Origin of the sequence: Spirillospora sp. NPDC029432 (assembly GCF_040703975.1) — a bacterium.
GTDB lineage: Bacteria > Actinomycetota > Actinomycetes > Streptosporangiales > Streptosporangiaceae > Spirillospora.
Genome location: NZ_JBEZWH010000012.1, coordinates 1 through 22934, shown reverse-complemented (window position 1 = coordinate 22934; position 22934 = coordinate 1). Strand labels below are relative to the sequence as shown.

Annotated in this window: 16 protein-coding genes and 1 pseudogene; 10 read left to right on the top strand and 7 right to left on the bottom strand. The window is 66.7% G+C overall.

Annotated features, from left to right (window positions below; translation table 11 throughout):
- Positions 1 to 16 precede the first annotated feature (16 nt).
- On the top strand, positions 17 to 742 hold the full coding sequence (locus AB0881_RS12300; RefSeq protein WP_366616514.1) for a hypothetical protein: 726 nt from the start codon (positions 17 to 19) through the stop codon (positions 740 to 742).
- Positions 743 to 1251: 509 nt separating this feature from the next.
- Positions 1252 to 1539 (top strand): hypothetical protein, encoded by a 288-nt coding sequence (locus AB0881_RS12295; RefSeq protein WP_366616512.1) that lies wholly within the window; start codon positions 1252 to 1254, stop codon positions 1537 to 1539.
- Here AB0881_RS12295 and AB0881_RS12290 read toward each other — a convergent pair.
- Entirely contained in the window at positions 1529 to 2041 is a 513-nt protein-coding gene (locus AB0881_RS12290; RefSeq protein ID WP_366616510.1) for a S1 RNA-binding domain-containing protein, read from the bottom strand. The genes AB0881_RS12295 and AB0881_RS12290 overlap by 11 nt on opposite strands.
- A gap of 62 nt (positions 2042 to 2103) precedes the next feature.
- Here AB0881_RS12290 and AB0881_RS12285 point away from each other — a divergent pair, with 62 nt between their 5' ends.
- Positions 2104 to 2478 carry a hypothetical protein gene (locus AB0881_RS12285; RefSeq protein ID WP_366616508.1) on the top strand — a complete coding sequence of 125 codons (375 nt, stop codon included), beginning with the start codon at positions 2104 to 2106 and terminating at the stop codon, positions 2476 to 2478.
- A 151-nt stretch (positions 2479 to 2629) separates the two neighbouring features.
- Here AB0881_RS12285 and AB0881_RS12280 read toward each other — a convergent pair whose 3' ends face one another.
- Entirely contained in the window at positions 2630 to 4162 is a 1533-nt protein-coding gene (locus AB0881_RS12280) for an MDR family MFS transporter (RefSeq protein WP_366616506.1), read from the bottom strand.
- Positions 4159 to 4749, bottom strand: coding sequence for an NAD(P)H-dependent oxidoreductase (locus AB0881_RS12275; protein ID WP_366616504.1), 591 nt, complete (start codon positions 4747 to 4749; stop codon positions 4159 to 4161). The genes AB0881_RS12280 and AB0881_RS12275 overlap by 4 nt, the downstream gene beginning before the upstream one ends.
- A gap of 116 nt (positions 4750 to 4865) precedes the next feature.
- On the opposite strand from AB0881_RS12275, the gene AB0881_RS12270 reads away from it, so the two are divergent.
- The 3 genes from AB0881_RS12270 (at position 4866) to AB0881_RS12260 (ending at position 7314) form a co-directional block, all read left to right on the top strand.
- Positions 4866 to 5588 carry a TetR/AcrR family transcriptional regulator gene (locus tag AB0881_RS12270; RefSeq protein ID WP_366616503.1) on the top strand — a complete coding sequence of 241 codons (723 nt, stop codon included), beginning with the start codon at positions 4866 to 4868 and terminating at the stop codon, positions 5586 to 5588.
- 84 nt (positions 5589 to 5672) lie between these two features.
- On the top strand, positions 5673 to 6083 hold the full coding sequence (locus AB0881_RS12265) for a hypothetical protein (RefSeq protein WP_366616502.1): 411 nt from the start codon (positions 5673 to 5675) through the stop codon (positions 6081 to 6083).
- A gap of 556 nt (positions 6084 to 6639) precedes the next feature.
- On the top strand, positions 6640 to 7314 hold the full coding sequence (locus AB0881_RS12260; protein WP_366616500.1) for a copper resistance protein CopC: 675 nt from the start codon (positions 6640 to 6642) through the stop codon (positions 7312 to 7314).
- A gap of 19 nt (positions 7315 to 7333) precedes the next feature.
- On the opposite strand, the gene AB0881_RS12255 is transcribed toward AB0881_RS12260, so the two are convergent.
- From AB0881_RS12255 to AB0881_RS12245, 3 genes are all read right to left on the bottom strand, one after another.
- Positions 7334 to 8293 (bottom strand): FkbM family methyltransferase, encoded by a 960-nt coding sequence (locus tag AB0881_RS12255; protein ID WP_366616499.1) that lies wholly within the window; start codon positions 8291 to 8293, stop codon positions 7334 to 7336.
- 43 nt (positions 8294 to 8336) lie between these two features.
- A complete protein-coding gene (locus AB0881_RS12250) occupies positions 8337 to 9863 on the bottom strand; it encodes a hypothetical protein (protein ID WP_366616498.1) in 1527 nt (508 codons plus the stop codon).
- Positions 9864 to 9982: 119 nt separating this feature from the next.
- Positions 9983 to 11653 (bottom strand): hypothetical protein, encoded by a 1671-nt coding sequence (locus tag AB0881_RS12245; RefSeq protein WP_366616496.1) that lies wholly within the window; start codon positions 11651 to 11653, stop codon positions 9983 to 9985.
- Between the two features lie 491 nt (positions 11654 to 12144).
- Here AB0881_RS12245 and AB0881_RS12240 point away from each other — a divergent pair, with 491 nt between their 5' ends.
- Together AB0881_RS12240 and AB0881_RS12235 are read left to right on the top strand one after the other, a co-directional pair.
- Complete coding sequence (locus AB0881_RS12240; RefSeq protein WP_366616494.1) at positions 12145 to 19047, top strand: RHS repeat-associated core domain-containing protein; 6903 nt, start codon at positions 12145 to 12147, stop codon at positions 19045 to 19047.
- A 6-nt stretch (positions 19048 to 19053) separates the two neighbouring features.
- Complete coding sequence (locus AB0881_RS12235) at positions 19054 to 19395, top strand: hypothetical protein (RefSeq protein ID WP_366616492.1); 342 nt, start codon at positions 19054 to 19056, stop codon at positions 19393 to 19395.
- Between the two features lie 294 nt (positions 19396 to 19689).
- Here the strand turns inward: AB0881_RS12235 and AB0881_RS12230 are convergent.
- Positions 19690 to 20448, bottom strand: a pseudogene (locus AB0881_RS12230) (transposase family protein).
- Between the two features lie 1312 nt (positions 20449 to 21760).
- On the opposite strand from AB0881_RS12230, the gene AB0881_RS12225 reads away from it, so the two are divergent.
- Positions 21761 to 21961 (top strand): hypothetical protein, encoded by a 201-nt coding sequence (locus AB0881_RS12225; protein ID WP_366616490.1) that lies wholly within the window; start codon positions 21761 to 21763, stop codon positions 21959 to 21961.
- A 4-nt stretch (positions 21962 to 21965) separates the two neighbouring features.
- Complete coding sequence (locus tag AB0881_RS12220) at positions 21966 to 22358, top strand: type II toxin-antitoxin system VapC family toxin (protein ID WP_366616488.1); 393 nt, start codon at positions 21966 to 21968, stop codon at positions 22356 to 22358.
- Positions 22359 to 22934 lie beyond the last annotated feature (576 nt).

Sequence of the window (22934 nt, the reverse complement as noted above, 5' to 3'; positions counted from 1 at the left end):
TTTCGAGGAAGCCCATGTGCATGTTCTCGACGATCCCGCCGGGCTGTCCGAGCGGGCGCGAGCCTTCCTGAGGCGTACCGGACGCCGGGAGCCGGACAGCGTGTCCAGGATCCCCACCGATCTCTTGCGCGTTCCCGACGGATCGGAGTGCATGATCCCGGCCCCGACCGAGCTGGTGGTCAGGCGAGAGGCGTTCCACGCCAGGTACGGCGGGCTCCGCTACGAGGTGCGCCGGTCGGCGCTGCTGGGCAGCGGGCGTTATGACGGCCTCAGGGGCCTGGAGTTCGATCTGCTCGATCAGGTGCGGCCCGTTGGGCGGAGCTGGGGCTTCTCCTGGTCCGGTGAACGGGTGTCGTCTCCGGTCGGTTTCCTGGTGCATACCGACGGCCGGGTCGGCGTCACCGATGGCGGGCCGTTCCTCGAGATCGCCCCATCGGTGCCCGCGCTGATCGAAGGCCACGCGGTCATGGATCTGGTGTCGTCCTGGGATCCCTGGCCAGGCGGCAGCCTCGAACCGTGGGTGCCGAGCCGCGCCGGTGTGGGGATGGCGGAGCGGATCGAGGGACTCGTTGCGGTGCCCGAGGCATCCGGGCCCACCTGCGCCTGGCTGATGTCCGACCATGTCGCCGTGCACCGCTTCCAGGGCTGGGTCGGCCGGAGCCCCCGTCCCTCAGCCGTTCAGATCTGGACCAGGGGAGAGGAAGGGCGCAGGCAGGTCGCAGCGGCCATGGCAGCCTCGTGACCCCCTGAGCACTGGAGTCCAGCGGGTTCGGTGGTGTCGCGTTGCTGCCTGCGCTGAGGCCAAACCCGGCCGACCAAGCCGGGTCTTGCCCCACCTGCACGCGAATGAAGTCGCGGGCCGCTTCCGTGGTCAGCGGTTCGAGTAGTTCGGGATCTCCAAGGCAGCCACGGACCCAAGGGCTACCACCAGCCGCCCACAGGGGCAAGAACGGATACCTCACGGCATACGGGCCAGATATGTTGCCCGGGGACACGACCACCGCGCACCTCCTGTCCCTCGAAGGCGAGCACTGGGTGTGCGCCAGGCTCACCACATCACCGGGCCGCCACGCAGCCGCTTCTGGCCTGCCCCGAGCGGAACAATCGGGGCAGGCCATAGGGGTCTTTAATATGCCGAGTCGAGCACCACTGTGAGAAGTTCAGGATTCCTCTAGCCTGGATTTTGTGGGACGTTCTACAGACGATAGAAGAGCCGTGGTCGGTGCACTCCAGTTGCTTCGCCTGCTTCCGGTGCTTGAGGAGCTGAACAGCTCGCTTTCCGGCGACATAGAAGTCGTGATCTTTGCATGTGGGGATGGCGAGATCGGTTCAGTGCGAAAGTCTGTTGATGTGCTCGGCCGGTGGTGCGATCGGACAGAAATTTCGCAGGACGTGGCGTCCCTTCAGTACTTGGAGGGCATAGCTGTGGGGATCGCCCTAGCCTCTGCGGGGGGCGGTGGCGACACTGAACGATCAAGGACGCTTGAGTTCAGTGCGCTTAATTTCTGGGATGCACTGGATCTGGGCATTAGTGGCTGAGAGTGAGTTCGATCCTGCGTCGCACCGTGTCGATCTGGGTGATCTTGGCGGTGAGCATGTCGCCGACCTGGGGCTGGATATCCCCGAGTTCGGAGTTGTGCACGAGGCCTTCGAAGCTGTCGCTTCGGTCTTCGACGCGGACGAAGGCGCCGAACGGGACGAGCTTGGTGACAGGTCCGGTGAAGGTCTGACCGATGTGTTGGTGGAGTTGGACCAGCGGATCGTCCTGGAGCGCTTTGAGGGAGAGGGCGACCCGCCGACGTCCGGCATCCACGTCCAGGATCTCGGCGGTGACTTCTTCGCCGACCGTGACAATGTCGGAGGGGTGGTTGATGGGCCGCCATGACAGTTCGGGAATGTTGATCATCGCGGTGAGGCCGCCGATGTCCACGAAGGTGACGCCGAAGCCGGCGATCTCGATGACGGTTCCGGTGACGATCTGGCCCCGGCGAAGGGTGCGCAGGACCGTGTGTGCTGGATCCTCATGCTCTGGTTCGGTCATCGCGGCCGCCCGGTCGTTTCGTCGGTTGCCGCGCCGGGCGCGTCCGTCGCGGGTTCGTCCAGTTGGGCGAGTGCTTCGGTGTAGTAGCGGCGGCGGTCGGCGATGAGGTGCTTGACGTGCTCGTCGGTGGCGTCGGCCAGCTTGCGGAGGTCTTCGGTGAGGAGATCTCGTTGTGGGTGGTCGCTATGGGCGACGTACCGCTTGGTGGCTTCGACGCCGGCGGCGAACAGGAACTGGTGGGGCATGATGCCCCAGGCGTCGAAGCTCCGGTAGACGGCATCCCAGAGAAGCCAGACGTCCTGGATCTGGCGGTGTTCGGCGACCAGGATCGCAGCGATCTCGCCTGCCCTCTCATCTTGGAGAAGAAGATGGAGCCTATATCCGTCGACGACGATAGCAACGTGGCCTCAGGCGGGCGACGCGCGAGTTGGCCGTGAACGCGGGCGGCCCGTGCATGGACGAGCCGTAGTTCGATCAGCTCCTGCTCGTACCGGTCTATGTAGGACCAGTGCGCTTCGCCCAGCTTTCGCGTAGTGGCAGGGACCGGGCCGATCGCAGTGGTAGTGGAAGAACTCCAGCTCGCCGTTCCTACACCTTTCCCGTACGTGCCGGAGACGGCGGCACCGGGGCGGCGCGCAGCGGGGCGGCGCGCAGCAGCCAGGTGGCGGCGAAGGCCAGTACCGACAGGGCGGCGGCGCCGAGGAGGACGGCGTGCAGGCCGCCGGTCACGGCGGTCCGGACGGCCTCGCGGGCGGGCGCGGACAGGCCGTCCAGGGCGGCGGGCGTCACCTCGCCCAGCCGGGCGGCCTGCTCGGGGCCGAGGCGGTCGGTCAGGCCGGCGCGCATCTCGGCCGCGTAGAGGGCGCCGAGAAGGGCGATGCCCAGGGAGCCGCCGATGGTGCGCAGGAGGGTGACCGTCGCGCTGGCGGCGCCCATGTCGCGGGGGTCGGCACTGTTGATCGTGATCAGCAGGGTGCTCTGCACGAGCAGGCCGATACCGATCCCGGCGAGCAGGGTGAGGGCGGACGCGGCCGCCGTGCCGGTGCCGGCGTCGAGCCGGAGCAGGACCAGGACGCCGGCCGTCATGAGCGCACCGCCCAGGATCGGGTAGATCCGGTAGCGGCCGGTGCGGCCGACGAGGTGGCCGGTCAGCAGTTGCGCGGCGAGCATCCCGAACATCAGCGGGAGCAGCAGCATGCCGCTGGCCGTCGGGGATGCCCGCTGCACGTACTGCATGTACTGCGGCAGGTAGTTGACCACGCTGAGCATGACCGCCCCGGCCACCAGGCTGAGGATCTGCGCGAGGGTGAAGTCGCGGTCGCGGAACAGCCGGGGTGGGATGACCGGCTCGGTGGCGCGGCGTTCGACGGGTACGAGGGCCGCCAGGGCCAAGGCGCCGACCGTGGCCGGGACGAGGACCTGCGGGGAGGTCCAGGGGTGGGCGGTGCCGCCCCAGCCGGCCACCAGGGTGAGGGCCAGCACGGCGGTGGTGAGCAGCGCGGCGCCCGCGTAGTCGATGGGCGCCCTGACCCGCTGGACGGGCGGGAGGCGGACGCGGGTGGCGATGAGCACGAGGGCCAGGGCACCGACCGGGATGTTGACGTAGAAGGTCCAGCGCCAGCTCAGCTGCTCGGTGAGCAGCCCGCCCAGCAGCGGTCCGCCGACGTAGGCGACCGGCATGATGGCGCCGATCATCGATTGCAGGCGGCCGCCGTCGCGCGGTGGGACGAGCACTCCGATGATCGCGATGGCGCCGACCATGAGACCGCCGGAGCCCAGCCCCTGGACGGCGCGGAACGCGATCAGCTGGGCCATGTTCTGGGCCAGCCCGGCCAGCGTCGAACCGGCCAGGAAGAGCGTGATGGCGGTGCCGAAGGTGGCCTTGTGCCCGTACAGGTCGCCGAGCTTTCCCCAGATCGGAGTGGTGGCCGCGCCGGCCAGCAGGTAGGCGGTCACCACCCACGACAGGTGGTCCAGGCCGCCCAGTTCGCCGACGATCGTGGGCAGCGCGGTGCCGACGACCAGGCCGTCCAGCATGGCCAGGAACATCCCGAGCAGGAGCCCGAACACGCCGAGGTGGGAAGGGTGCGGGCGGGCCGCCGGTCCGGTCGCGGCGTTCACGCGGCGTACGGGCGGGCGGCGCGGGCCTCGCGCAGCGCGTGCGCCCACCAGGCCAGCCGGTCGAGCATCACCGTCGCGGCGGCGTCGGCGGCCGGATCGAGGGCCGAGCCGTCGGGCGCGAACTGCGACCAGGCGCCCTGGAATCCGACACTGTCGCGGATGGTGACGGCGTGCAGTTCGGCCATTACGAGCCGGAGCTGCTCGACCGCGCGCAGGCCGGCCGAGAAGCCGCCGTACGACACGAACGCGACCGGCTTGGCCCGCCACTCCAGGCCGTGCCAGTCGATGGCGTTCTTCAGCGCGGCCGGGAAGCTGTGGTTGTACTCCGGCGTGACGATGACGAACGCGTCGGCGGCGGCCAGCCGCGGGGACACCGCCGCCAGCAGGTCGGCGTCCCGCTGGGACGCGGGCGGCTTCCCGAGCACGGGCAGGACGGTGGGCAGCGGTGTCTCCACCAGGTCGACCAGGTCGGCGGTCATGTCGTCGCGGTCCCGTACCCGTGCCTGGACCCAGCCGGACACCGCCGGGCCGAAGCGGCCGTCGCGGGTGCTGCCCAGGATGATCGCCACGCGCAACAGGTCGTTCATCGGACGCTCCTTGATGTGTACAACGTATCTGGCGGAGACAACGTACACATCGATGTGTACATTGTCTACTGTTGATACGTTGTACGGCGTCGTGACCTGGAGGGAGGCCGTACCCGATGGCGGCTGACAAGGACGTGCCCCTGTGGCAGCGCATGGAACGCCCGGCGCCCGCCCCCAGGCAGACCCTCACCGCTGAACGGATCGCGGCCGCGGCCGTCGCGGTCGCCGACGCCGAGGGGCTGGACGCCATCACCATGCGGCGGCTGGCCACCGAGCTGGGCGTCGCACCGATGGCCGCCTACCGGCACGTGTCGGGCAAGGACGAGCTGCTCGAACTGATGGTCAACCACATCTACGCCGACCTGAACCTCCCCCAGGACGCCGGCTGGCGGGACACCATGCGTGCCATGGCGCTGGGCACCCGGGACCTGATGTTGCAGCACCTGTGGCTGGCGCAGCTGTCACCGCGAACTCTGCTCTCCCTCACCCCGAACCGGATGGCGATCGCCGAGCGCTCGCTGGCGCTCCTGGAGGGGCTGGGACTGGACGCCGACACCATGATGGCCGTCATCCGCGCCGTGGACGCCTACGTCCACGGCGCCATGAACCACGAACTCGCCCTCAAGAGCCTGATGCGCGACCACGGCTGGACCGGCGGGGAGGAGGTACGCGCCGACCTGGCCCCGCAGATGTCCTGGCACATGGCGACCGGCCGCTATCCCGCGTTCCAGCGCTACCTCGCCGCCGCCACCCGCAAGGACTCGCTGGAATGGCAGTTCGAGACCGGCCTCGACTACGTCCTCGACGGCATCGCCACCCAAATGCCGAGGGCAACCTGACCCATCCCATACACCGGTGGACGAGAACACCGGCGACCTGCCCCTCGCCGCGCAAGCGGCCGGGTGCGGCGAGGGTCCCGTCCAGTGGGAAGCCCGGTAACCGGTCCGTGCCGGGACCGCGCCACGGCGGCCGACCTGGCCCGGCGCAGCGACGGCACCCGCTGGACCAACGAGCAGTTGCTGTTCCACATGGTGTTCGGCTACATGATCGTGCTGCGGCTGCTGGTGCTGGTCCGGTTGATCGACCGGCTGCCCATGCCGGTCGGCCGGGCCCTCGCGCTGACTCCCGATCAGGTCGAGTCACCTTTGGCGGCCCCTCCGTACGACCTGCGGCACGCGGGCGTCTCGCTCTGGCTGAACGCTGGCGTCCATGCGCCGGAGGTGGCTGAACGGGCCGGTCATGGTGTGGACGTGATGTTGCGCGTGTACGCCAAGTGCATCGATGGTCAACGGGACGTGGCCAACCAGCGCATTGCAGAGGCGTTGGCATCGTGAAGATCACGTTCCGTGGAGGGGCTCCGGTTGCGTCCGGGGCCCTTCGCTATTTGGGGGCTGACCTGCGGCGATGCGGGGCAGATCATTCCGCGTATATTCCGGGAACGGGTCCATCCGGCTGCATCCGGTGGCGTCTGGCTGCCTATGCGATCTTGGGCAGTGCAGGGCGTTTTTCCAGCTCAACAGCCGTTTTGCTGGGGGAGGGTGGCGCGCCCAGTGGGATTCGAACCCCCGACCGTCGGTTTAGAAGACCGATTCAGTAGTGTTAATCAAGGTTTTTGTGTGCCAATATATTTTGGTTGCTGCGCATTTTGTTGCGTCGATGTTCCGATCTATGTCGAACCCTGTTGGGGTGTGCCGGTGACCCCGAGCAAAAAGCGAGCAAACATGGTTTCGGGTGCGTTTGGTTTGGGGCGATCGATGCCGAGTGCCGTAGCGCCCCGAATCGGTTGGGGCCTTGAGTGTGTAGTAGCACGGTGACCCGGTAGAAGCTGGTCATTTTGGCTGCTGTGCGATTGAATAATATGGTCCTGCTTCCACGTGATCGAGGTGATCAGTGAGTAGACGCAGTGCTGGCGTGGGCTGGTATCTGAAACTCGTCGGGCCTGGATGTCTGCTGCTGGCTTTGGGGTTGACGCCCCTGTCGGCGGCGTATGGCCTTGTGCAGCCAGGGACGGCAGCGATTGAGTCGCTGAGGCTGGTCTCAAGTGATCCGGGGCGGGATGAGAAGTGGCGTTCGTCTGGTCGCGTGGAATTGGTGTTCAGTGTTGCGGTGGATCCTGCTCGCGTTCAGGTTCAGGTTCGGGATGATGTGGGTGGGCAGTTGGAGATGGGGCGTCCTGAGGTCGCCGGTGTGACGGTGCGGCAGCGGGTGTCACCGGGATTGTCGACTGGGCGCTACTCGGTGACTTATTCGGTCTCTTCGCGGAACGGGGCTCTGCTGACCGGTGATGTTCCGTTTCGTATTGCCGGAACCAAGCTTCCGGCAGAGTCGGTAAGTAGCCCTGCCGCATCCCGAACCCCGAAGGCTACAGATCAGAAGAGCTCCCCTCAGCCTTCGTCGATCACTTCATCACCGCCGTCCGCTCCTCGGCCACGGCAGGCGCCCCAAGGGGCACCTGCGGACCGAGGTGGTGAGGGCGGCAGGTGGCCGGTCGTGATCGGTGGTGGGGTGCTGATCCTGCTCGCGGTCATCGGAGTGCTGCTGTGGCGACGCAGGGCCGCCGAGTGAACCGGCGGCACACCGTTCGTCAGAGGCTGCGGGCCTTCTCAGTGGGGATGAGGATGACGTCGCGTGAGCCGTAGCGAGGGAGCGGCGCGTCGGTGTTGAGTTCCTCGTCGGTGATCACGTGTAGTTCGCTTTCCCCGATGGCGCGGACCTCGTAGCCGGCGGTGCGGAGGTCGCGGATGATGGCGCGCAGGCGGGGGGCTTCCTTGAGGACCTCGACGACGATGGTGGGGCGCTGCTCCAGCAGCCACGGGCGCACCGATTCAAGGACGTTGGCTTCGTAGCCTTCGATGTCGAGTTTCAGCAGGTCCACGCCTTCGACGAGTCGGCTCATGGGGATGGTCGGCACGGTGACCGTCGTTCCGGCGGGGCGGTTGTGGATACCTTCGGTGCCGGTGGACAGGTAGGCGCCGGTGGGGGCGGCGTACTGCTCCTGGTCGGGGAGGGCGAGTTCCATGGTGGAGGGTGCGTCGTCGCCGACGACTGCGGCCTGGATCACTTTGGCGTTGGTGAGCTGGTTGAGCTCGAGGTTGCGGGTGACGATGGCGGCGGCCTCGGGGTTGGCCTCGACCGTGGTGTAGGTGGCGTGCGGGGCGGCGTGCGCGCCTTGGACGCTGTAGTAGCCGATGTTCGCGCCGACTTCCAGGATGTCGTGGGCTTGGGCGCACAGGGCGCGCCACCAGCGGGTCTCGGCGCCTTCGTAGCCGCTTTCTCCGTACCAGAACAGCAATTGGGCCAGCCGGGACCGTACCGCTGTGAGCCGGATGTCGCGGTTGTCGGGTAGCTGGAAGTCGTTGAGCGGGGAGAGCGGGCGGTGCCGCAGGAGCTTGGCGGCACCGCCCCAGAGGCGGCGGCTAATGCCGGAGGCGGCCGCGTGGCGGTCCCGGACGGTGATGATGAGCCCGATGGGCAGAACGGCCAGGGCGCGGGACAGTGCGATCCGCGCCCGGACGCGCATGCGGGTGGTCAGGGACAGCGACATTGGTGGCCTCGATGGTGTGGATGAGTTGGGGAACGGTGGACGGTCAGCCGGCCTGGGCCGGGGTGCTCTGCGGTGAGCGGGTGCTGTTTCCGAACGGGTCGGTGACGCGGACGGAGTAGGTGTGGCTGCTGCCGGGTGCCAGGCCGGTGTCGGCGAAGGTCATCGGCTGCAGGTCCCAGTAGCGGGAGGCGGATTCGGCGGTGTGGACGACAGTGGTGCCGTCGCGGATCACCTCGTACTTCAGGCGCCGGTTGTCGCGGTCCCAGGTCTGGGTCCAGTCGACTTTGAGGGAGCCGCTGGTGCCGCCGGTGACGGTGGGCGCGTCCAGGGCTTCGGGCGTGTTGACGTCCGCGGAGACGCGCAGGGGCGCGAAGCGGGTGAGGGACTGCTGGGGTCGCTTGTTGACCGTCGTGAAGTCACCGCCGATCCACAGGTAGTCGCCGTTGTTGTCCATGGCACGGGGGCCTTGGTTGTAGGGGGCGGCGCCGCTGTTGGTGACGGGGAACCAGTGCAGGATCGGTGGTGTGTCGCCGGTGGGCCGGGCGGGTTCGGCCAGCAGTCTCTGGTAGTTGGGGTGCAGTTCGGGGAAGCCGTCGGGCTGGCTGGAGCAGTCGTGGGCGTGTGAGCCGCTGTAGAGGACGCCGTCGAGCAGGGTGATGGCTTCGGTGCCGCCCAGGCACTGGTCGATCCAGCGGAGCCGGCCGCCGTCGGCTTCGACGGCGAGGCGCCCGTCGAAGGTGCTCTGGCCGGCCGCGCTGGCGTAGACGGTGTCGTGGTCGGTGACCAGGTCGGTCACCCAGGACATGCGGGTCTCGGTGACGTAGTCGACACCCGTCTCCCAGGGTGCGCTGGTGCCGTTGTCGGCGTAGACGGCGCCGAGCCCGTGGGGCGGGTTGCCGTTGAGCAGGTCGAACTTGCCGCCGATTACCACCTGGCCTCCGTCGGGCGACATGGTCAGGGCGTGTACGGGACGGTCGGCGGTCGGTGCCCAGGCGGTCAGGGCGCCGGTGGTGGTGTCGAACGCGGCCAGGCGCTGGCGTGCCGCCGTGCCGACGGAGGTGAAGTGGCCGCCGGCGTACACGGTGGTCGGGCTGACGGTGAGGGCCTCGATCGCGGCCGACACGTCGTGGCGGAAGGTGGTCAGCGAGCCGTCCGGCAGGGTGAAGGAGGCGATCCTGGGGCGTGAAAGGCCGTTGACCTTGGTGAACTTGCCGGCGATGTAGAGGGTGCGGCCATCGGGTGCGGCGTCGATGTCCCTGACCTCGGTCTCCTGGCCGGGGTTGGATTCGACGGCGGGGTCCCAGGCGAGCGGTTGCCCGGTGGCGGCGTTGAAGGCCGCCAGGTTCGCCCGGGGTTGCTCCTGCGGATCGCCGGGAGCGGTGCCGGGCGGGCGAATGTGGTCGAAGTTGCCGCCGACATAGACGGTGTCGCCGACCATCGCGATCGACAGCACCACGCCGTCGGTCTGCCAGGTCGGCAGCTCGTCGGCGGTGACGGTGACCGGTTCCCCCGGGGCGGGGGCGGTGTCGCTCCGCGCCGAAGCGGTGGGCGCGAGAGCGGCCAGTGTCAACGCGGCACCGCAGAGCAGAGCCTGTGTCAGCGCGGTCCGAACTCGCGCATGCGAGCGAGTGACCGGGAACAGTGACATGAGGGCCTCGTCAGTAGATGGCGACGGGATATGACCGGCGTTCAGCCGGCCTGAACGGGCGCGCTCTCTGAGGAGCGGACGCGGTTGTTGAACCGGTCGATGGCCCGGATGGAGTAGGTGTGGCTGCTGCCGGGGACCAGGCCGGTGTCGGTGAAGGTCATGGTCTGGGGGTCCCAGAAGCGGGAGTCGGCCTCGGCGGTGTGGACCACGGTGGTGCCGTCGCGGATGACCTCGTACTTGAGGTGCTTGTTGTCGTGGTCCCAGGTCTGCTTCCAGTCGACCTTGAGCGTGCCGGTGGTGCCGTCGGGTTTGCTGACCTGCGGTTTGGCGATCAGCTGCGGCGGGTTGACGTCCGCGGTGGCGGCCAGTGAGGCGAAGCGGGTCAGGCCCTGCTGGTTCTTGCCGTTGACCTTGGTGAAGTCACCGCCGACCCACAGGTGGGTGCCGTTGTTGTCCATGGCGCGCGGGCCTTGGTTGTAGGTGGTGGCACCGCCGTTGGTGTTGGGGAACCAGTGCAGGATCGGCGGCGTGTCTCCCGAGGGGTTGGCCGGTTCTGCCAGCAGCCGCTGGTAGGGGTACTGACCGGCGATGTCGGGGAAGCCGTCGGGCTGGCTGGAGCAGTCGTGGGCGTGCGAGCCGCTGTAGAGGATGCCGTCGAGCAGGGTGAGTGCTTGGGTGGCGCCCAGGCATTGGTCGATCCAGCGTTGGGTTCCGTCGGCGGGGTCGAGGGAGAGGCGTCCGTCGAAGGTGCCTTCGCCGTTGGCGCTGGCGTAGATGCTGTTGCCGTCTTTGACCAGGTCGGTGACCCAGGAGCGGCGGGTGTCGGAGATGTAGTCCACGCCGGTGGCCCATGGGGTGCTGGCTCCGGTGGCGGCGTCGACGGCGCCCATGCCGTGGGGCGGGTTGCCGTTGATGCGGTTGAAGTCGCCGCCCAGCACGATGCGGCTCTGGTCCGGTGTGGTGATCATGGCGTGGACGCTGCGGTCGGCGGTGGGGGCCCAGGAGGTCATGGAGCCGTCGGCGGTGCTGAAGGCGGCCAGGCGTTCGCGCGCGATGCCGTCCACGAGGGTGAAGTAGCCGCCCGCGTACACCGTGCCGTCGGTTACGGTCAGTGCTTTGACGCGGCTGTTGACGGCCCGTTTGAAGGTGGTGAGCGAGCCGCTGGGCAGGTCGAACGAGGCTATTTTGCTGCGCCATTCCCCGTTGATTTTGGCGAAGTCGCCACCGATGTAAAGCTTGTTGCCGTCCGGTGACGGTTTGAGTTCCCAGACGGCGTCACAAACCCACTGGTTATTGCCGAGGTCGTCGCAGTCGGTCTGCGGTGTGGTGGCGGTGAACGCCGTGCCTTCGACCGCCGGATTCCAGGGCAGCGGCTGCCCGGTAGTGGCGTTGAAGGCCGCCAGGTTCTTGCGGGCCTGCTGCTGCGGGTCGCCGGGAGCGGTGCCGGGCGGGCGGATGTGGTCGAAGTTCCCGCCGACGTACACGATGTCGCCCACTGTTGCGATGGACCACACCACGCCGTCGGTCTGCCAGGTCGGCAGGTCATCGGCGGTGATGGTGAGCGGCTCGCCGGGTCCCGGCGCGGTGTCGGCCTCAGAAGGGGCGATAGGCGCAAGCACGGTGCACGCCAAGGCGAAGCCTCCGAGCAGAGCCAGTGGCCGCAGTGAGCGTCGGCGTCGGGACGACGGGACGAGCGAGAAGGCTGCTGCCATGCGGGACTCCCTGGTCAAGATCCTTTCGCTGCGAGATCATCACACTTTTCCCGTGGACAAACAAGCCGGTCATGAAGCTGTTTCGAAAACGCTCACTTGATGACAAATATGGTCAGCGCTTGTGCGCTGACGCGTGTAAGTGGTGTGTGGTTGTCGTGATGTCCAAACTTGGTCACGCTCTTCTCGGTGACCTGCGGCTTCTGATTTTGATCACTGTGCGTAACGGGATCGGAGTCTTGATCAACTGGAGGTGAGATCGGATCCTGCAGGTGATCACCCCGGTGAGAAGCGTGTGTCATGCGCGACCCTGTGTGCCGCGCGCTCCTCATTACTGAGGAGATGTGCGTGCTCCCGTTCCCAGTGATGTGGCAGACACCTGTGACCCCGCCGAGACCGCCGCAGATGCCACAGGGGCACAAATCACCGGCCGGTGCGAGGCCGCTTCGTGGGACGTGGCGAGCCAGCCTGGGGCGGGCGCAGGCGGCGCTCCGATGAGCCGGGCCAGACGTCAGCTGTTGCGCATCGGTCGTACGTTGCGAGCGATCGCGCTGGGGCTATCGGTCACGCTCGCTTTGGGGCTGGCCTCGGTACCGCCCGCACAGGCCGATCCGCCGAACTCCGAGCGCCCCAAGGTCGGCGACAAGGAACGCGTCGTCGAGGGCAAGAACCTCAAAGTCCGCCCGCGTACCAGCGACCCGGCCGCCAAACCGGGGCCTGCGGCCAAGAAGTCCTGGCCGAAGGCCGGCGCGGCCGAAGTATCGCTCTCCGGCGGAACCCGTTCCGCGCAGCGCGCAGGCGCGGCGAATGAGCTCGCTCGGGCCGGCGCCCTACCGGTTTGGGTCGGTGCCCCGGCCCCGACGCCGAGAGGCACGGGATCACGACCGGCAATGGCGGGCAAGGCCAAGGTCGAGGTCCTTGACTGGCAGGCCGCGCGCCGTGCCGGTGTGGAGGGGCTGGTCTTCACCATCGCTCCCGCCGGGGAGGCCACCGGCGGCCGGGTCGGAGTGCGGCTGGATTACTCCGATTTCGCCCAGGCCTATGGGGGTGCCTACGGTCACCGGTTGCGGCTCGTCCAGCTACCCGGGTGCGCGATCACCACGCCCGAGAAGGCCGAATGCCGCAAGCCCACACCGCTGGACACCGCCAACGACGGTGAGGGCAAGACCCTGACCTCCGATGTCGACGCCGGTGCAGGTGCGCCGGTGGTGCTGGCGGCCTCGCCGGGCCCGGCCGGGTCGCAGGGCGACTACACCGCCACCAAGCTAGGGCCCTCGGCGACCTGGGACGCCTCGGGCAACACCGGCGACTTCACCTGGGACTACCCGATGCGCGCGGTCCCGGTGCCGGGCGACCTGTCCCCGTCGATCGGGTTGGGATATTCGGCGCAGAGCGTGGACGGCCGCACCGGCAACACCAACAGCCAGCCCTCGTGGGCCGGCGAGGGGTTCGACCTGTGGCCAGGATTCATCGAACGCCGCTACAAGTCATGCGAAGACGACGGAGCCCCCAAGAACGCCGAGGGCAAGTCGCCCGGCGACTTGTGCTGGGGCTATGACAACGCCACCGTCACCTGGAACGGCAAGGGCGGCGAGCTGGTCAAGGCCGCCGACAACACCTGGCGGCTGAAGAAGGACGACGGCACCCGCTTCGAACGCCTGATCTCCACCGACACCGGCAACGGCGACCACGGCGGCGACGGCTCGGCCGAGGGCGAGTACTGGAAGGTCACCACCACCGACGGCACCCGCTACTACTTCGGCCTCAACCGGCTGCCGGGCTGGGGCTCGGGCGGCGAGGAGACCAACTCCACCTGGACCGTCCCGGTCTTCGGCGACGACACCGACGAACCCTGCCACAAGGCCTCCGGCTTCGCCGACTCCTGGTGCCAGCAGGCCTGGCGCTGGAACCTGGACATGGTCGTCGACCCCAACGACAACGCCATCACCTACTACTACGGCAAGGAGACCAACCACTACGGCCGCAACCTCAACCCCGCCGACGCCACCCCCTACACCCGTGGCGGCTACCTCAAGTCCATCGAGTACGGGGTCCGCGGCAACAACGTCTTCGCCACCGCGCCGCCCGCCCGGGTGGTCTTCGACACGGCCGAACGGTGCATCCCCGACGCCGACTTCGACTGCGCGCCCGGCAAGATCGACGCCAATCCCGACCGGTGGTGGGACGTCCCCTGGGACATGAACTGCGAGGCCGGCACCGAATGCAAGGACGGCCACGGCTCCACCTCTCCCACCTTCTGGTCCCGCTACCGGCTCAAGAAGGTCACCACCCAGTACAACCGCGGCGCCGGCTGGGGCTACCGCAACGTCGACTCCTGGACCCTGGACCACCAGTGGGGCAGCGTCACCGACGAACGCGACCTGCTGCTGAAGGAGATCCAGCACGCCGGGCACGCGGGCCCCGCCGGCGAAGAGAACATCGTCCTGCCGAAGGTCACCTTCAACCACGTGCCCCGCGCCAACCGCGTCGACCAGGCCAACGACGGCATCGTCCCCTACACCCGCTACCGGGTCAGCAGGATCTACGACGAGTCCGGCGGCCAGCTCGATATCAACTACTCCAACCAGGAGTGCTCGCGCGCCGCACCGCCGACACCGCACAGCAACACCAGCCGCTGCTTCCCGTCCATTTGGCACCTGCCGGGACAGACCACGCCGTACACCGACTGGTTCAACAAGTACGTCGTCACCTCCGTGGTCCAGAAGGACCGCACCGGCGGCTCGCCGGACATGGCCACCCAGTACGAATACATCGGCGGCGCCGCCTGGCACTTCGACGACGACGACGGCCTGACCCGCGAGAAGTTCAAAACCTGGTCCCAGTGGCGCGGCTACGGCCAAGTCCGCGTCAAGACCGGCAGCCTCGACAACCCGTCCTCCCAAACCGACACCTACTACCTGCGCGGCATGCACGGCGACCGCGCCGGACCCGACGGCGGCAGCAAGACCGTCACCGTCCCCGACGGCGAGGGCGGCACCCACACCGACGCCGAAGCACTCGAAGGCTTCACCCTCAAGACCGTCAACTACACCGGACCCGGCGGGACCGTACACGCCAAGTCCGTCGACGTCCCCTGGCGACACCAGACCGCCTCGCGAACCCGCTCCTGGGGGACGGTGACCGCCAACGCCGTACGCGTCGCCAACTCCCGTACCTGGACCGCCATGGACGGCGGCACCTGGCGCCAGACCAGGACCAACAGCGACTACGAGACCGACTTCTCCCGCGTCGGCCGCACCAAGCAGGTCGAAGACCTCGGCGACGTCACCACCAGCACCGACGACAGATGCACGCGCACCACCTACGCCGACAACGTCGAGAAGTGGATGGTCGCCTACCAGTCGCGTGCCGAGACCGTCTCGGTCGCCTGCGCCACCGAACCCGACCGCAGCAAACACGTCATCGCCGACGCGCGGGCGTTCTACGACAACGGCGGCTTCGGCGACGCCCCGACCAAGGGCAACGTCACCCAATCCGAACGCATCGCCGAGCACGACGGCGACAACGCCACCTACGCCGTCATCGACAAGACCACCTACGACACCTTCGGCCGCCGCCTCACGGCCACAAACGCCGCCAACGAGACCACCACCGCCCGCTACACCAACACCAACGGGCTCACCACGCGCGTCGCCGTCACCTCACCACCGGCCACCGCCGGAGTGTCCGGCCTCACCCTGACCGAGGAGTTGGACCCGGCTTGGGGAACGCCCATCGCCAAGATCGACAACAACAACGTCGACACCAGCAACAGGCCATTGCGAACCGACCTGCTCTACGACGCGCTCGGTCGACTCCGGAAGGTCTGGCTACCCAACCGGTCTAAGACCGCCAACGACAAGCCGAACCTCGAGCACGACTACCGCGTCTCCGACGGGCAGATCGTCGCGGTCACCACCAAGATCCTCACCAACGACGATGGCCAGCGGGCGAAGATCGCCCTCTACGACGGGCTCCTGCGCCCACGCCAGACCCAGGAGCCCGGTCCCGAGGGCCGTCTGGTCACCGACACCTTTCATGACGACCGAGGCAAGATCGCCAGGGCCTATGCCGCATACTCCGCGTCGGGCGCCCCCGAGACCACGCTGTTCGGAGTGGGCGCACCCGGCGAAGTCGAGACCCAGCACCATTACTCCTACGACGGTCTGGGACGACCGACCGTCGAGCGACTCCTCGTGGGCAGCGGCACCACGCAGGAGAAATGGCGTACCACCACGAGCTATGGCGGGGGCTGGACTGCGGTCGACCCGCCGCAAGGCGGTACCCCCACCAGTCAGATCACGGATGCCCGCGGTCAGGTCGTCGAACGTCGTCAGTACCACGGTGCCGGTCCGTCCGGCACCTTCGACGCCACCACCTACGGATACGACCCCGCTGGCCGCCTGAGCAGGGTCGAGGATCCGTCCGGTAAGACGTGGACCTCGACTTACGACCTCAGGGGGCGAAAGACCCAGACCACCGACCCTGACAGCGGCACCACGACTCTGACATACGACGATCTCGATCGAGTCAAAAGCAGAACCGACGCCCGCGGCGAGACGGTGTTCCAAGCCTACGACGGGCTGGGCCGCCGTACTCAGACCCGAGAGGGTGCCGCGAACGGAAAACTGCTGACGTCCTGGACCTACGACACCGCACCGCGAGGCAAAGGCAAACTCGCGGCCTCCACCCGGCACGGAGACAACGGAGACTATGTCAGCAGCATTGCCGGCTACGACGTCCTAGGACGGCCCGAATCGACCATCGTCACCATCCCGGCTTCCGAAGGGCCGCTGGCCGGCGCCTACAACTACACCAGGACCTATAACCTCGACGGCACCATCAAAGAAAATGTGCTCCCGGCAGTGGGGGGTCTGGGCCAGGAGACCCTGAGCCACAGTTACGACGCGTACCAGCGACCCACCCGGCTGACCAGCGGCCAGGCCACCTACGTCGGCCTGACCGACTACACCCCGACCGGCAAGCCAAAGATGGTGGAACTCGGCGCTGGTGACAAACGAACCTGGCACACGCTCACCTATGAATATGGCACCCAGCGTGTGAGTACCTCCCGTACCCACCGGGAGAACATCGCGGGAAGTGTCCGCAACGCCACCTACCGGTACGACGATGCAGGCAACATTCTGGGCATCTCCGATATCTCCAACACCGGCACCGACACGCAGTGCTTCAAGTACGACCATCTGAGGCGGCTGACGGACGCCTGGAGTGTCGCGGCCACCGAGTGTCCTCAGACCCCCACCACATCCGCCGGCCCGGCACCCTACCGGATGCACTACACCTACAAGCCGGATGGCAGCCGTGCTAGGGAAGAGTTCTACAACCCTTCAGGAGCCATGGTCTCCACGCGAGATTATCGCTACGAAGGCGACCCAGGGGTGGGCGGCACTGTAAAGGGCCACATGCTCGGCAAGGTCGACCAGACCGGTGCAAACCCGATCACCGGACCTGACACGAACGATGAGAACTACATTTACGATGCCGTCGGCAACCCCACAAGCCGCACCGTGGGCGACACCACCCAGACCTTGAGGTGGAACAGCGAGGGCAATCTCGACGAGGTCACTCAAGACGACGCCACCACCGGTTTCGTCTATGACGCCGAAGGCAACCGCCTGATCCGCAAGGACCTCACTGGCGCGACGCTCTACCTGCCCGGCACTGAAGTCCGTGCCACGACCGGGTCCGCGACTCCGACCGCCACGCGCTACTACGTTCATAACGGCCAGACCGTCGCCATGCGCGATGCGAGCGGGGTCAAACATCTCACGGCGGACGGGCAGGGCACCGCGCATGTCGCGGTCAACGCCGCTGACCAGCAGGTCACCACCCGGCGCTTCACCCCCTTCGGACAGACGCGAGGTGCTACCGAGGAGGAGACTTGGCCGGACCAGAAGGGGTTCGTCGGCGGGACCAAGGACCCTACTGGCCTCACCCATCTGGGCGCTCGTGAATACGACCCGAACAATGGCCGCTTCATCTCGGTAGACCCGGTCATCGACACGGCCGATCCACAGCAGATGAACGGCTATGCCTACGGCAACAACAACCCCACCACCTTCAGCGACCCCGATGGACTGATCCCCCTTCCTCCCTGCATTCGCAGTCCTTTGACATGTGGCGCCAAGGCCCCGACGACGAAAGAGCGGATCACCACCCTGCCTGAACAGATCGTCGGCATCTTCGAGGGAGCGATGCAGGCGGCAGTCGATGCCGCTTACGCGGCCGCCAACGCGGCGAGAAACCAGATTCACGAACTTAAGGAAAGCACGGCCGCACTCGTCGGCATGGGGCAGCGATCGAGGCCGAGCGCGGGAGAGCGGCCGGAGCCACTGAAACCGCCAGAAGTGAAATTGCCCATCAACGTCGACAGGGAAAGTTCCGCTTACAAAGCGGGCCACACCATCGGATATATCATCGGGCCGCCTATCCCAGGCGCACAGGCCGCGAAGATCCCCCGGGGCGCCAGATGGCTGTCGAGATTTCTCAAGGGCTGCCGGCGGAGCAGCTTCGTTCCCGGCACCGTGGTGCTGATGGCAGATGGCACGAAGAAGCCGATCAACGAGGTCAAGATCGGCGACAAGGTACTCGCCAGTGATCCCAAAACCGGAAAGAGTCGACCTCGAACGGTAACAAACACCGTTACCAGTCGCGGGAAAAAGAATCTCGTACGGCTGAGTGTCAGCCGGAACGGCCTACGGTTCTGGGCTCCGCGGCAGAGCGCGGGTGGCGATACGATCAAGCCCGCCGTGGTGTCGCAGGGCACAGGTTCGGCGGATGCTCTGATCGCCACCGATGAGCACCCCTTCTGGGTTGCCGGCGATATCAATCGCTGGGTCAAGGCCATGGACCTCGAAGTGGGCATGTGGCTCCGCACCAGCGCAGGCACCTATGTCCAGATCGCCAGCACCCACACCTGGGCCGAGGACGACCAGCGCGTCCACAACCTCACGGTGGGCACTGACCACACGTATCATGTCGAAGCAGGCGGCAGCAGCGTCCTCGTCCACAACACCGACTGCCCCGACTCCATCGCGCTGGGACTCAGCGAAACAGACGACAATCCCATGTCGCTGATGGACTTCGCCGATCGAACCGGTGCCAAGATGTTCACGGACTGGCCCGAGGACCAGAACTGGGTGACAACCTTCAAAATGGCTCTGGACCCGAAGAGCAAGGTGAAAATACATTTCAATCTCGACGGTATCGACGACCCCGCCGCATTCGCCAGGCAGGCGGACGGCGTGGACGATCCGGATATCGGCCTGTTCACCGCCTGGGAGTTGGCGCAGATCAAGGCTGCACCAGCCTCAGTGCGAGCCAGGGTAACCTGGTATAGCGGTGGAAAAGTCGTCGGCGATCCGTTCAAGAAGTGAGGAACGATGGGGCTGCGGGAAGAGTTGCCGCTCCGATTTGAATTTCCATTCCGCCTCTGGTCGTACCAGATCTCCCACCGCATGCTCGTTCTGCGTGGCCAGAGCCAAGATGAACTCGCCGAGGTGGTTGATATAGAATTCTTGGACGTGCTGGCGATCAAGGTCGTTTCGAACTACAGGAGGCTGCTCATTCGCGAAGCTACCGGATCTGGCGAAATCGACGACTTCGCTGATATTCCAGCTCGACACAGATTGCGCTATCTGAGACTCTCCGTATCGGACGGTGCGCGCGATGGGTTCGTGGTTTGTGCGCAAGTCAAACTTAACAGGCCGATGGCTGACACTTAGGTCGGCGCCGACTTCTTGTGTGTCAGCGTTCGCCGCGATCGTGCGGCGGCTTGATGCGCCTGTCGCTGTTGTCGGCGGCGACATTGACCTGGAGTCCACCGAGTTCGGTGAAGTCGTGCGAGTCAGCGATGGTCTGGAATTTTCTAATCGCTTGTTCGGTGGGCGGCTTCTTCCATGCGTTTGGTCTAGGAGGCGCTGTTGTTTTTGCTTATTTCGGACCAGAGGTTCGTGCTAGCTATGGCGAAGGCTGTGAGCCTTTTTCAGCAGTGAGCCTTTTTCGGCAGTGAACCCTTTTCAGCATGTGTTGGTCTCGCGGAGTTGCAGGGTGTGGATGGCTTTGGCGATGCGGCCTGCGCGGAAGGGGCAGCAGCGCAGCTTGTGCAGGACCTTCCATGATTTGAGCTGGGCGTTGGCCCGCTCGCCTGGCCCGCGGAGCCGGGCGTGGGCGCGGTTGGCGTCCTTCTGCGAGTCCGGCTTCCCGCGGCCCTTGTAGGGCGTGACGATGTGCTCGCCCGCGCCCTGATAGGCCTACCAGCAGCCCGGCGGCCGCCAGCGCGCGCACCAGGCCCCAGATCCGGGCGGCACTCAGATCGTGCACCGCCCCGCGCAACTCGCCCGACACCCACAGCAGTGCGCCGTCCGGCCGGCCAGCACCTGCAGATTCATCCCGTGCCTGCGATGCTTCCCCGAGTAGAACGGCCGGTCGGCGGCCACCCGGTCGATCGCGATGAGCGTGCCGTCCAGGACCAGATAGGCCAGCCCGTCGGCGCGCGCCCGCCGCAGCACCGCATCCAGCCGGGGCGAACGCGCGGCCAGGACGTCGATGGTCTCGTGGACATAGCGCCAGGCGGTGCTGACCGAGACGGCGAACCCGGCCGCCAGTTCGGCGAACGTCTCGCCTTTGCGCAGGTAGACCAGCGTCATCAGGGCCTGCGCGCCGGGCGGCAGTGCACGCCCCTGGCTGCCGATCACGGCGCGGTGCCGACGCACCACCCCGGTGGCGTAGTTCAAGGTCCGGCGCGACAACGGCAGCGAAGCACGATACAAAAGCATGCAGAGCCTCTGGTTCGGACGATCGATTGTGAGAGATCAACCGTCCTACCAGGGGCTTCTTCTTCACGTTCCCAGGCCGCCGCACCGGATGCGACCATGCTGTGATCCACAGGTCCCACACCACTGCTGAAAAGGGTTCAATGTTCGTAACTTTGTCGCACACGGCTTTATGTACGACGCTAGCCGGCGCACTGCAGCGCTCACGCTCCGCGCGTACGCATTGCTCGCTCTGATCACGTCCGAGGACACCGTACGGCGCGACAGCGCAGACGTTAAAGCAGCGTTGGCGAAACCGCTGCGCGGCAGACCTCGACGCTCCTGGCGGCGACGCACGATCGACGCCGCCCGAGCCGCTTACCTGGAACTTCGCCGCTGAGCACGCTATCTGGGATTGTGCGCGTGAGACCCAATGAGGCGCGTGGTCGCATGCCCGTGGGGCTGAAGGGTTGCTGCCGGGTAGCGATAGTTCTGCCGGGGTGGGTCGAGCCCTCTAGGGAATAAGCCTGGCCAACTGATCGAGGGCGTCCCGGTTTCCCCTGCGCGCAAAGCATGGAGGACCACGATGGCCTCATCCGTCCGTTCCTCCTGTACGAATAGTTCGGCCAGTTCTTCACCAGTCGTCCCCATGCCGATGTCAGCGCAGGGGCGGAGGATCGCATTAGCTTCGTCCGAGATCGAACGTTCTCTCATTGGCAGGAGAGATCGACTCAGTGCGCAAAATAGCAGTGGACCGTGCCACCGGGTCGCGGTTGAGGGCAACGCCTATGCTGGCCCGCCGGTTGCGCAATCGTCAGCGGATGCGGCTTTGGCGTGTGGATGGCGCAGTGACCCTGCGTTGCAACGCCGTATGTTCGGCATCCTGCCACCCTGACCTCCTGACAGGCTTGGGGAGGTGTAGTGCCCTGGATTGAATGGCGGGATCCCAGAGGGGCAGGGCAACCTGTGATCTTGACCGGACTGTGTCCGGGTTGGTGTCGGCGAGCGAACATGGAGCAACGCGGGGTGACGTAGTGGGCATACCTGACGGGGTATGACCGGGCGGTCAGTGGTGTTTTTGCAGGTCAGGGGTGGCGTGCCCAGAGGGATTCGAACCCCCGACCGTCGGTTTAGAAGATCATTCGTCTTCTTGACTGTCATATCCGGCGTGACCAGCGGTGCAAGGTCATCAGCGAGCCGGGCGACTCGGTGATCATTCCGGACATATTCCGGATCTTGAACGCGTGGGGGAGAGCCTGGCTCGGGACTGCTCCGCGTCGGATGCCCGGTTCGAACCCGGGAGCGGATGGGATACTGGGACAGTGAGGAGGTGACCGTGACGACGCACAGCGCAGACTACGCGCCCGAACCGCCCGAGGGCGGCCCGGTGTCTTTGGACGAGTTGGCCCGGCGCAAGGGAGTCCGCCCGGTCGAGTCCGCAGACGACCTGGCGCAGGATGGCGTCTTCGAAAGCGATGAGGAGCTGGACGCCTTCCTCGCACACGTGAAGGCCACGCGTCGCGCGGAGACCACCTGATCTCATGGAACGGGTCGTTCTCGATACTGACGTCGCCTCGCTGAGCCTCAAGCGACGTCTGCCGTCTCCGTTGATGACGCGCCTGATCGGCAAACAGCCCTGCATCACGTTCGTGACCCTGGGCGAGCTGACCCAGTGGGCCGAACTTCGGCAGTGGGGCCGGCGCAACCGCGAAGCGCTGAACGCCTGGCTGGACGGCGTAATCGTGGTGCCGTACACCGATGATGTGGCGATAACCTGGGGGCAGGTCTCTGCGGCCGCTATCCGGCGTGGGCGCCCTCGGCCGGCCAATGACTCGTGGATCGCGGCCTGCGCTCTGGCGTACGGGCTTCCACTGGCGACCATGAACGTGAAGGACTTTCAGGACTTCGTGAAGCGGGCCGGGGCCAGGGGGTGAAGGTGGAGCGCCCTACCGGACGAACGACCTTCGCCCCCTGGCCCTGGTCTGCTTGGCTCTGCCTGGGACGTCGGCAGGCGGGACGATCAGGCTTCCACCTCAACCTCACGGCAACCGTCACGGTGCGCGCTGACCTTCCCGGAGTCAGAGGCCCCCGCCGGAGGCATCAGAGGGCAACTCCTACTGGTACTTAGGCTGCAAGCGGACCACGAAGTACCAGTGACGTTCGCCATGTCGTCGAGGCATAGTGTCCAGCATGTCGCCTAGCGCCTATATGTCGATGGCATTACTGTCCGGGATCGTGGTCCCGAGTGCCGTGGTGCTCGGTGTAATGCTCCCTCCTGTCTGGTCACGCAAGCCGTTTCGGCGAAGGGCCGCGCTTGCGGTCCTGGACAGGATCCTTGTTCGACGACGCTAGACCTGGCGGCGGCGCACCCCCGTGACTGCCGGCAGCCAGGGATCTGGGCGGCGGCTGCGCGAGGCGCGGCCGTCCGGGCCGCCGGTCGGTGACCGGCGCCCACGCCGCACGCGCCGACCGGCGGAGCCGGGCGGCCGGTGTGGCGACGCGAGCGCCGC

Coding starts and splice junctions, on each gene's coding strand:
- AB0881_RS12290 (WP_366616510.1), bottom strand. CDS start 2,041: ATGACCGAACCAGAGCATGAGGATCCAGCACACACGGTCCTGCGCACC.
- AB0881_RS12275 (WP_366616504.1), bottom strand. CDS start 4,749: ATGAACGACCTGTTGCGCGTGGCGATCATCCTGGGCAGCACCCGCGAC.
- AB0881_RS12270 (WP_366616503.1), top strand. CDS start 4,866: ATGGCGGCTGACAAGGACGTGCCCCTGTGGCAGCGCATGGAACGCCCG.
- AB0881_RS12255 (WP_366616499.1), bottom strand. CDS start 8,293: ATGTCGCTGTCCCTGACCACCCGCATGCGCGTCCGGGCGCGGATCGCA.
- AB0881_RS12245 (WP_366616496.1), bottom strand. CDS start 11,653: ATGGCAGCAGCCTTCTCGCTCGTCCCGTCGTCCCGACGCCGACGCTCA.
- AB0881_RS12240 (WP_366616494.1), top strand. CDS start 12,145: ATGAGCCGGGCCAGACGTCAGCTGTTGCGCATCGGTCGTACGTTGCGA.
- AB0881_RS12235 (WP_366616492.1), top strand. CDS start 19,054: ATGGGGCTGCGGGAAGAGTTGCCGCTCCGATTTGAATTTCCATTCCGC.
- AB0881_RS12220 (WP_366616488.1), top strand. CDS start 21,966: ATGGAACGGGTCGTTCTCGATACTGACGTCGCCTCGCTGAGCCTCAAG.